10 protein-coding genes are annotated in these 9,605 nt (G+C 69.6%); 8 read left to right on the forward strand and 2 right to left on the reverse strand.

Annotated elements, in window-relative coordinates; translation table 11 throughout:
- From pxpB to M3Q35_RS32405, 3 genes are all read left to right on the forward strand, one after another.
- Window positions 1-612 (forward strand): 5-oxoprolinase subunit PxpB, encoded by a 612-nt coding sequence (pxpB, locus tag M3Q35_RS32395; protein WP_273936334.1) that lies wholly within the window; start codon window positions 1-3, stop codon window positions 610-612.
- Window positions 609-1,475: a 5-oxoprolinase subunit C family protein gene (locus M3Q35_RS32400; RefSeq protein ID WP_273936335.1), complete on the forward strand. Its 867-nt coding sequence runs from the start codon at window positions 609-611 to the stop codon at window positions 1,473-1,475. The genes pxpB and M3Q35_RS32400 overlap by 4 nt, the downstream gene beginning before the upstream one ends.
- 61 nt (window positions 1,476-1,536) lie before the next feature.
- Window positions 1,537-4,098 carry a glycosyl hydrolase family 18 protein gene (locus M3Q35_RS32405; protein WP_273936336.1) on the forward strand — a complete coding sequence of 854 codons (2,562 nt, stop codon included), beginning with the start codon at window positions 1,537-1,539 and terminating at the stop codon, window positions 4,096-4,098.
- A 37-nt stretch (window positions 4,099-4,135) separates the two neighbouring features.
- Here M3Q35_RS32405 and M3Q35_RS32410 read toward each other — a convergent pair whose 3' ends face one another.
- The gene (locus M3Q35_RS32410; protein WP_273936337.1) at window positions 4,136-4,978 is read right to left on the reverse strand and encodes an aminodeoxychorismate lyase; all 843 of its coding nucleotides are present in this window, start codon (window positions 4,976-4,978) and stop codon (window positions 4,136-4,138) included.
- A 41-nt stretch (window positions 4,979-5,019) separates the two neighbouring features.
- On the opposite strand from M3Q35_RS32410, the gene M3Q35_RS32415 reads away from it, so the two are divergent.
- The 4 genes from M3Q35_RS32415 (at window position 5,020) to M3Q35_RS32430 (ending at window position 8,284) form a co-directional block, all read left to right on the forward strand.
- Window positions 5,020-5,466, forward strand: coding sequence for a Fur family transcriptional regulator (locus M3Q35_RS32415; RefSeq protein ID WP_273936338.1), 447 nt, complete (start codon window positions 5,020-5,022; stop codon window positions 5,464-5,466).
- Window positions 5,463-6,470 carry a CAF17-like 4Fe-4S cluster assembly/insertion protein YgfZ gene (gene ygfZ / locus M3Q35_RS32420; protein ID WP_273936339.1) on the forward strand — a complete coding sequence of 336 codons (1,008 nt, stop codon included), beginning with the start codon at window positions 5,463-5,465 and terminating at the stop codon, window positions 6,468-6,470. Before M3Q35_RS32415 ends, ygfZ begins: the two co-directional genes overlap by 4 nt.
- A gap of 289 nt (window positions 6,471-6,759) precedes the next feature.
- Window positions 6,760-7,602, forward strand: coding sequence for a beta-keto acid cleavage family enzyme (locus tag M3Q35_RS32425; RefSeq protein WP_273936340.1), 843 nt, complete (start codon window positions 6,760-6,762; stop codon window positions 7,600-7,602).
- 52 nt (window positions 7,603-7,654) lie between these two features.
- Window positions 7,655-8,284, forward strand: a complete 630-nt coding sequence (locus M3Q35_RS32430; RefSeq protein WP_273936341.1) for an RsiG family protein — start codon at window positions 7,655-7,657, stop codon at window positions 8,282-8,284.
- A 7-nt stretch (window positions 8,285-8,291) separates the two neighbouring features.
- On the opposite strand, the gene M3Q35_RS32435 is transcribed toward M3Q35_RS32430, so the two are convergent.
- A complete protein-coding gene (locus tag M3Q35_RS32435; protein WP_273936342.1) occupies window positions 8,292-9,185 on the reverse strand; it encodes a DUF8083 family protein in 894 nt (297 codons plus the stop codon).
- A 185-nt stretch (window positions 9,186-9,370) separates the two neighbouring features.
- Between M3Q35_RS32435 and M3Q35_RS32440 the strand changes: the two genes are divergently transcribed.
- Window positions 9,371-9,559 (forward strand): DUF3073 domain-containing protein, encoded by a 189-nt coding sequence (locus M3Q35_RS32440; protein ID WP_273936343.1) that lies wholly within the window; start codon window positions 9,371-9,373, stop codon window positions 9,557-9,559.
- The last annotated feature ends 46 nt before the right edge of the window (window positions 9,560-9,605 follow it).

Genomic DNA, 9,605 nt, shown 5'->3' on the forward strand with positions numbered 1-9,605 from the left:
GTGCGCCTGCGGCGGTGTGGCCGGCACGCGATGCTGGTCGAGCTGGACTCGCTGGCCGAGGTGGAGGCGCTGCACGGCGCGCTGCTGGTCGCCGACCTGCCGGACGTCGTCGAGCTGGTGCCGGCGGCCACCACCGTGCTGATCGCCGTCCGTCCCGGCTCGGACGGGCTGGCGCGCGCCCGGGCCGTGGTCGAGGCGGCCGACCTGTCGCACCCGCCGGATCGCACGCCGCGTCAGGTCCGGCTGCCGATCGTCTACGACGGGCCTGATCTTTCGTTGGTGGCCTCGACCGCCGGGCTTTCCATCGACGAGGTCGTCGCCCTGCACAGCGGGGCCGAGTACACGGTGGCCTTCTGCGGCTTCGCGCCCGGCTTCGGCTACCTGGTCGGGTTGCCGGAACCGTTGCAACAGGCCCGGTTGGAGAGTCCGCGTACTCGCGTGCCGGCCGGATCCGTTGGTATCGCGGGGGAATTCACCGGGGCGTATCCGACGGCGTCGCCCGGCGGCTGGCGGCTGGTCGGCCGTACGACGGCGATTCTGTTCGACCCCAAGCGTTCTGACCCGGCTCTGTTGGCGCCCGGTGACCACGTCCGGTTCGAGGTGGCTTCGTGAGCCGCTCGCTGACCGTGCTCCGCGTCGGTCCGCAGACGCTGATCCAGGACCTTGGCCGTCCCGGCAACGCCCATCTGGGCGTGCCGCCGTCGGGTGCGCTGGACGTGCCGGCGTTGACGTTGGCCAACCGGCTCGTCGGCAATCCCGAGTCGGCAGCCGGGATCGAGGCGTTGCTCGGCCGGATTCAGTTGCGCGCCAACTGTTCCTGCACGGTCGCGGTCACCGGGCCGAGCGTGCTGGTGTCGGTCGGGGATCACCTCGTCGACTCGCATGCGCCGGTCCACCTCAGCGCCGGCGACGTGCTGGTGCTCGGTGCGCCAGTAGGCGGACTTCGTTGCTACGTGGCGGTTTCCGGCGGTATCGACGTGCCGTTGCAGCTTTCCAGCCGGGCTACTGACGTTCTCTCCGGCATCGGCCCGGATCCCTTGCGGGCCAACGATGTCCTGCCGCTCGGTGATACCCATGGCTTGCCCGAGGGCGCGGACGTGTTGTCGCCTTCCGTTGCGCCGGCTGAGCTCGTGGTGCCGGTGCTGCTCGGTCCCCGTGACGACTGGTTCGACGACGCCCATGCACAGCTGGCGGCCGGCCGGTGGACGGTTTCCCAGCAGAGCAACCGGGTCGGGCTGCGGCTGGACGGCGACGCGTTGCGTCGTGCCGCCGCGTTCGAGTCACGCGAGCTGCCCAGCGAAGGCGTGATCACCGGATCGGTTCAGGTGCCGGCCAACGGCCGGCCGGTGCTGTTCCTGGCCGATCATCCCGTCACGGGCGGCTATCCGGTGATCGGCGTAGTGACCGCCGACGCCTTGCCCCTGCTGGCCCAGGCCCGGCCGGGAACACCCGTTCGGCTGCACCCGCTCCGTTGACGCAGTGGTCTAGGCCACTTTACTGTTCAGAACGGGCCGCCGCCTGGACCGTAGGAGCACCATGCGCAAGCTTGCACTGCTCTCGGCAACCCTGCTGACGTTAGGCGCCGCCGTCGCACTGGCCCCTCAGGCCGCCGCGACGACCGGCCTCACCGCCACCTTCACGGCCTCGGCCGGCGGCGGCAAGTACGTCGTGGCCAACTCGACGGCCGCGGCGATCACCGGCTGGTCGATCGCCTTCGACCTGCCGGCCGGCGTCACCGCGAGCAATCCGCAGAACGGGACCCTGACCCAGGCCGGCACGCATGTCACGGCCACTCCCGCGTACTACATCAACACCGTTGCCGCGCATGGCAACACCGAGCCGTACAGCCTGTCCTTCTCCCTCAGCTCGGCCGCCGCGCCGACCAACTGCCTGCTCAACGGCGTCAACTGCGATGGGTCCGGTGGAACGACCCCGCCGCCGTCGGCGTCCTTGACCGCGCAGTACTCGCAGTCCGGGTCCACCGGAAAGTACGTGGTGGCCAACAACTCCGACACCGACCTGAAGTCGTGGTCGCTGGCCTTCGACCTCCCGAGCGGGACAACGGTCAGCAATGGCCAGAACGGCACCGTGACCCAGACCGGCACCCATGTGGTGGCCAGTCCGGCCTACTACAACACGGTGGTGAAGGCCCACAGCAGCACCGAGCCCTACAGCCTGACGTTCACCGTCACCGGTTCGGGCAGCCCACAGAAATGCCGGGTCAACGACGTGAAGTGCGACGGATCCGCCGACGCGCCACCGGGTGCGCCGACCAACCTGCACGCCACGGCCAAGACCACCAAGACCGTGCTGCTGGCCTGGAATGCCGCCACCGCAGGGGATCTGCCCGTCGCCGGCTACGACGTGTTCAACGGTTCCGCGTTGGCCGCTTCGGTGACTGGCACGTCCACGGCGATCGCCGGCCTGACGCCGAAGACTGCGTACACCTTCACAGTCAAGGCCAAGGACACGCATGGCACGTCATCGGCGGCGAGCGCGCCAGTCACCGTGACGACCAACGACCCCTCGGCCGACACGCAACCTCCTTCCGCGCCAACGAATCTGGCCGTGACCGGCAAGGATTCGGTGTCCATCTCACTGAGTTGGTCGGCCTCCACCGACAACACCGGTGTGGTGTCGTACGACGTGTTCAACGGATCCGCTGTCGCCACCACCGTCACTGGCACCTCCGCGACGGTGACCGGTCTCAGTCCGTCCACTCAGTACACATTCAGCGTGAAGGCCCGTGACGGCTACGACAACGTGTCCGCGGCCAGCAATGCCGTCACCGCAAGCACAACCGACGTGATCGGCAGCGGTTACGCCAAGGTCGGCTACTTCGTGCAGTGGGGCATCTACGGCCGCCAGTACTTCGTCAAGAACCTGGTGACCACTGGCGCGGCAGCGAAGCTGACGCATCTGCTGTATGCCTTCGAGAACATCGACCCGGTCAATCTGACGTGTCTGAGTGGCGTCACTCGCGGCACCACAGCCGATCCCGAGGACCCCAGCCAGGGCGACGGGGCCGGCGACGCCGACGCCGACTACGGCCGGCCGTTCGCCGCGGCCCAGGCCGTGAACGGCGTTGCCGACGACGGTTTCGCGCCACTGCGTGGAAACCTCAACCAGCTCAAGGAACTCAAGGCGCTCTACCCCAACCTGAAGATCCTGGTTTCCATCGGCGGCTGGACGTACTCCAAGTACTTCTCCGACGTGGCCAAGACCGACGCGTCGCGCAAGAAGTTCGTGGCCTCGTGCCTGGACACGTGGATCAAGGGCAACCTGCCCGTCACCGAGGGGGCCGGCGGGGCCGGTGTCGCGGCCGGCATCTTCGACGGCGTCGACATCGACTGGGAATGGCCGGGCGACGCCAACGGTCATCCCGGCAACCACTACAACGCCGCGGACAAGGCCAATCTGACCGCACTGCTGGCCGAGTTCCGTACCGAGCTCGACGCTCTCGGCGCTGCCAACGGCAAGCGGTACCAGCTGTCCGCGTTCACTCCCGCCGACCCGACCAAGGTCAGCGAGGGCTGGGACCTGCCGCAGACCGCTCGATCCTTGGACATGTTCAACGTGCAGGGCTACGACTTCCACGGCTCCGGCAGCGACAACTCGTGGGAGCCCAACCAGACCGGCGACCAGGCCAACCTGTACCCGGCCAGCAACGACCCGTACTCGTTCCACTTCAGCGTGGACGGCGCCGTGCAGACCTATCTGGCGGCGGGGGTCAATCCCCGGAAGATGACCGTGGGCATCCCGTTCTACGGTCGAGGTTGGCAGGGCGTCACCGATGGCGGCGCCCATGGTGAATGGCAGGCCGCACATGGGGCCGCGCCAGGACAGTTCGCCGAGGAGGCCGGAACTCGGGGCTACAGCAACCTGATCGGCGCCGTGCCCATGACCGTCTACCACAACACCCAGGCCGTCGCGACGTACGGCTATGACGGCAACCAGTGGTGGTCGTTCGACGACACCTGGTCCATCGGACAGAAGATGGCCTACATCAAGAGCAAGGGCCTGCTCGGCGCGATGATCTGGGAGATGTCCGGCGACACCGGCACCCTGATGTCCGCAGTGGACGGTGGTCTGCACTGATGTGCTGAGGTGGGGCGGCTTTCGCCGCCCCACCTTGTCAGTACTCCGACTCGTAGAGCGCGGTCAGCTCACGCAGCAGGGCGCTGGAGTCCTTGAGCTGCTGGCCGTCCAGGGTGTGGATGCGGGTCACGCAGCGGACGCTGGACACCAGGAACAGGCCTTCGGCCTCGAGCAGGTCGGCGGCCGGGATCGGCTCCACCTTGATCGACCAGCCGGCCCGCTCGGCCGCGCGGAACAGCGCCGCCTGGGTGGTGCCGGGCAGGATGCCGATCGTCGACGGCGGCGTGACCAGCGTGCGGTCGCGGACCAGGACCAGCGTCGAGGTCGGGCCTTCCAGCACCGAACCGTCGGCCGCCGTGAAGATCACGTCGTCCGCGCCCTCACGGGCCGCGTAGCGCACCGCGGCCATGTTCACCGCGTAGGACAGCGACTTCGCCCCGAGCAGCAGCCACGGGGCGCGCTGGGCCAGGCCCGGCTCGAAGCCGCGCTCCAGCGTGACCACCGCGATGCCTTCGGCCCGCTGCTTGAGCACCTTGTCGGCGATCGGCAGGCCCATCGCGAACGCCGTCGGCGTGCCGTCGCCGTACTCGTTGCCGCGGGTCAGCACCAGCTTGAGCGCCATGTCCTTGCCGCCCGACCAGTTGTTGATCACCGCGTCGACCGCCCGCTCCCAGCCGGCCCGGTCCGGCTCGGGCAGTTCCAGCATGGCCGCCGAGCGGTCCAGCCGGTCCAGGTGCGGAGCCAGCTCCCTCGGCTTGCCGTCGACCACCAGGATCGTCTCGAACACACCGTCGCCGCGGAGCAGACCGAGGTCGTCCACCCGCAGCAGCGGGGCCTCGGGGTCCGCGGTCGTTCCGTCCAGGAAGGCCAGCACGCGCATGGGCCGAGCCTACTCAGGGCTTCGCGTCCTATTCTGGGGGTGTGGAGACCGTGAGCCCCGAGGAGGCCGCGCGGCTGCGCCGCACGCTGCACGAGCGCGGGCTGCGGATGACCCCTCAGCGACAGTTGGTGCTGGACGCCGTCCGTGAGCTCGAGCACGCCACGCCCGAGCAGATCTGCCAGCGGGTGCAGCGCGTGACGCCGACCGTGAACATCACCACCGTCTACCGGACCCTTGAGCTGTTGGAGAAGCTGCGCCTGGTCCGGCACACCCATCTCGGCCATGGCGCGCCGTCCTACTCCGTCGAGGAGCACGAGCACGTGCACCTCGTCTGCCACAACTGCGGGCAGGTCGACGAGGTGCCGTGCGACCTGCTGGACGACCTGGCCAGCCGGCTCAGCCGCGGCCGTGGCTTCCAGCTCGACGCCAGCCATCTCGCTTTGTCCGGCCTGTGCCGGCAGTGTTCTTCTTCTGAGGAGTCTGTGTGACCGCCGTTGACGCCCCCGCCGGTTCTGTCGATGCCGGTGTGCCGTGGCACTACGGCGACCCCTTCGCCGAGCAGCGGTTCGCCGCTCGTTCGGCGGTCGTCGTCGACCGCTCCAACCGTGAGGTCATCGCCGTGCCCGGCGAGGACCGGCTGACGTGGTTGCACAACCTGACCAGTCAGCACGTGCTCGACCTTCGTGACGGCGAGACCACCGAGCTGTTGGTGCTCGACGTTCAGGGCCGGGTCGAGCACCATGCCGTGCTCACCGACTTCGACGGCACCGCTTGGCTTGACGTCGAGCCCGGCACCGGCAAGGCGCTGCTGGCGTACCTGTCGTCGATGAAGTTCTGGTCGAAGGTCGAGCCCCGGGACGCCACCTCCGAGATCGCCGTGCTGTCCGTCGTCGGTCCCGCGACTCCGTCGTTGGTCACCTTCGGCGGCCTCGTCCGTCCCATGCCGTGGGGCGCCGACCTGCTCGTCCCCCGGGCGTCGAAGGACGCCGAGTTCACCCGATTGGTTGACGCCGGGGCCCGGCCCGCCGGCTCGTTGGCCTTCGAGGCCCTCCGCGTCGAGCTGCTCCGCCCCCGTCTGGGCGTCGACACCGACGACCGGACCATTCCGCACGAGGCCCGGTGGATCGGCACCGCCGTGCACCTCAACAAGGGCTGCTACCGAGGTCAGGAGACCGTCTCCAAGGTCGAGAACGTCGGCCGCCCGCCCCGTCGGCTCCTGCTCCTCCACCTCGACGGTTCTCTGGACGCCCTTCCCGAGACCGGCGACCCCGTCACCCTCGACGGCAAGGTCGTCGGCCGCATCGGCTCCGCCGTCCGCCACCACGAGCTCGGCCCCATCGCCTTGGCCTTGATCAAGCGCTCGGTTCCGTTGGACGCCGCCCTGCTCGCCGGCCCTGCCGAGGAACCGGTCGCCGCCTCCATCGACCCCGACTCCGTTCCCCCGGACAACGCCGCCCTCGGCCGCGAAGCCGTCCGCAACCTGGGGCGATAGGCCGGTAGGGGGTTGTGAGGTCGGGGTCGGGCGGGCCGTGACCGCCAGGCCGAGCACACGTCCGTCTATCCACAGCCCCCGACTTATCCACATCTCGATCTTCGCCACCCCTTCGCGCCCCTCACCCCCGATAGACTGGGCCTGGGGACGCCCCCCAGGGTTGGGCTGGGGGCTGTGGCTGGGCCGGAGGCTGTGATGCCGCCACGGTCCTCACTGTTGATTTTGCGTTAAAGTTGGGGTTCGGCGGGAAATCTTCCGTCGGTAGGGGCTCGCGTGCGAGGATCGGTGCATGTCAGCGCTGACTTCGCCCGGCACCCTGATCACCGTCGCCCCGACCGGGGCCGAGCATGCCAAGGCCGATGTGCCGAATCTGCCGGTGACCCTGGACGAGCTGGTGAGCACGGCCAAGGACTGCGAGCGGGTGGGCGCGTCGATGATCCACGTGCACATCCGGGGCACGGACACGAAGCCGACGCTGGACCTGGGGCTGCTCAAGGCGACGGTGTCGGCGCTGCGGGCGGAGACGGACCTGGTGGTGCAGCTGTCCACCGGGGGCGCGGTGACGGACCCGGAGGAGAACCGGCTGCGGGTGCTCGAAGCGGGCCCGGACTCGGCCTCCTGCACGATGGGCACCGTCAACTTCGGCGACGACGTGTTCATGAACCGCTGGGAGTTCATCGTCGAACTGCACAAGCGGATGCGGGACCGGGGCATCGTGCCGGAGTACGAGATCTTCGACCTCGGCCAGTTGACGAGTCTGAAAAGGCTGCTGGACCAGCATGGGCTGCCGGCCGGTGGGCACGTGCACGTGGACCTGGTGATGGGGGTTCCGGGAGGCATGCCGGGCGACACCGAGACGCTGGCGGCGGCGCTGCGGGCGATCCCGGACGGGGCGACGTTCTCGGCGACGGGGATCGGCCGCTCCTCCATACCGGTGATGTTCGCGGCGCTCTCGGCGGGCGGGCATCTGCGTGTGGGGATGGAGGACACGGTGTCCTACGCCCGGGGCGAACGGGTCCGCGACAACGCTCAGCTGGTGGCCAGGGCCAGTGGCCTCGCCCGGATAGCCCAGCGCCCGCCGATGGCCGCGGACGAGGTCCGCAAGCTGCTCGGAGTGCAACGGTCCGGTTGAAACCGACTCCTAGGTGTTGGCGGGTGACGCCCACGTGCTTCAGGATGGCGGTGTGATCGAGGTCCGTCCTGGCGGGCGGCGGCGCATCGACCGGGTGCTCGCGCCGGACTACACGGCCGGTGTCGAGCAGCGTCCGCTCGATGAGGTCCGCGCGCTGCGCGATGAGACGGCGCAGGAGGAGACCGACCTGTCCTACCTGCGTCGGCTGCTGCACGCCCGAATCGACATCGTGAAGGCGGAGCAGCAGCGCAGAGTCGAGGGCAGCGGCGCGTCCGTGGTGGACCGGCTGGTGTCGATCCTGTCCGAGAACGCGGTCGGCCCGGCCACGGGTCTCGGCCGCTACCAGACGATGGAGCCGTCTCGCGCCGAGGCGCACCGCCGGCACGTCGAGGCCCTGGTGTCGGACGTGGACCTGTCGGACGTGGCGTCCCTGTCGGACGAGAAGCTGGACCAGGCCCGCCAGGCCTTCGTGGCCGAGGAGGCCTCGGTGTCGGCCCGCCGCCGCGAGGTGCAGACGGTGATGGACCGGCTCAACGCCGAGATCGCCGGCCGCTACCAGCGCGGCAGCGCCTCGGTCGACGAGCTCCTGGCCAACGAGCGAACCCCCGCGACGCGGAGTAAACGCGGCATGAAAGCGCCGTTCCTAAACTCCGAGTTTCGGAACGGTCCGTTCCAAACTTGACTTGGGGTCAGCCGAGGCGTTCCTTGCCGGCTAGTTCGCCCCAGAAGTCGCGGAGCTGCTCGTAGCGGGAGGCGACCTCGTCGGAGTCGCCGGACTCCATGGCGTCGACGATGGCGTGCACGTCCTGAGCCGAGGTGTCCTCGAGCAGCGTCTCGTCGTCCAGCAGCTGCACCAGCCCGCCGTAGTCGAGCTCGACGGCGGAGTGCGGGTGGAAGTGCTCCAGCCACCGTCCGGTGTCCTTGAGCACCCGGGCCGGGCCGTTGTCGCCGAGCGACTCGCGGACCACGGAGTGCGCACGGGCCACCCGTCGACGGGCGTCGGCCATGGCGATCCGCCACGCGACCTGCCGTTCGCCGTCCTCGCGCGGGGCGAGGATGACGTGCCGGCTGTCCGGGTCGACGAGGGAGAACCACGGCAGCGGCACGGTCCACGTGGTGGAGACCACATGCACGGCCCCGCCGTGCAGCTCGGCCATGACCGCGCCGGCCCGGGTACGGGCGATGTCGGCCGGGATGGTCAGGGCAGCCGCCTTCAACACGCCCGAAGAGGTGCTCAGGAAGCCCACCAGGGCCGCGGCGGAGCGGGGGCGCAGGTCCAGCGGGCAGACCAGCGGTCCGGGGCCCACGGTGGCGCTGTCACTGGTCGGCACCTCGGCCGGGTCGAGCACCAGCACGTCGAGCGGGGCGTTGGGGGCCGGACGCCCGTCGGACAGCTCGCCCGGCAGCAGCCGCGGCGGCGTGGCCAGCTGTGATCGGAGCCACAGCTCACGCTCCCGGTCGCCGACCTCCGCCCTGCTCAGCGGCCCGTCGGCGACGGCCTGGCGCAACCGGTCGGCCAACTCAGCGTCGAAGGCCGACAACGGTTCGTACACTCGGAGGTAAGCGGAGAACGGGCGGGGCACACCGGAATCGTGCCACGATCGACGCCCCGACCGGGCGTCGGTGAGGTGTCGCGCGGTCCACAGGCAAGCCGCGTCGCATCGAACCCCATCGACACGGTACGGTAGTTACCAGGAACCAGTTGTCGTGACGAGTGGGGCCGCCGATTCCCCCGGCCGCCCCCGTCCCTGTGCGAGGGGGTCGAGCCATGGGGCGCGGCCGAGCGAAGGCCAAGCAAACGAAGGTGGCCCGAGAGCTCAAGTACAGCTCCCACAACACGGACTTCGACGCGCTGCAGCGTGAGCTGTCGGGCGGCGAGCAGTCCGCGGTGGGTCCGCCGGACGATGAGCAGACGGACGACCCGTACGACGACGATTACGACGACTACCGTCGTTGACGCGTCTGCGACATGGCGAGGGTTGGGCTGCCGGGTGACCGGCCGC

It is taken from the genome of Kutzneria chonburiensis (assembly GCF_028622115.1).
Classification (GTDB): domain Bacteria; phylum Actinomycetota; class Actinomycetes; order Mycobacteriales; family Pseudonocardiaceae; genus Kutzneria; species Kutzneria chonburiensis.

What these genes read in the sequence shown, in the direction of transcription:
- M3Q35_RS32405 (WP_273936336.1), top strand. Translation starts at nt 1,537, where the DNA reads ATGCGCAAGCTTGCACTGCTCTCGGCAACCCTGCTGACGTTAGGCGCC.
- M3Q35_RS32410 (WP_273936337.1), bottom strand. Translation starts at nt 4,978, where the DNA reads ATGCGCGTGCTGGCCTTCCTGGACGGAACGACCGCGGACCCCGAGGCC.
- M3Q35_RS32425 (WP_273936340.1), top strand. Translation starts at nt 6,760, where the DNA reads ATGTCAGCGCTGACTTCGCCCGGCACCCTGATCACCGTCGCCCCGACC.
- M3Q35_RS32440 (WP_273936343.1), top strand. Translation starts at nt 9,371, where the DNA reads ATGGGGCGCGGCCGAGCGAAGGCCAAGCAAACGAAGGTGGCCCGAGAG.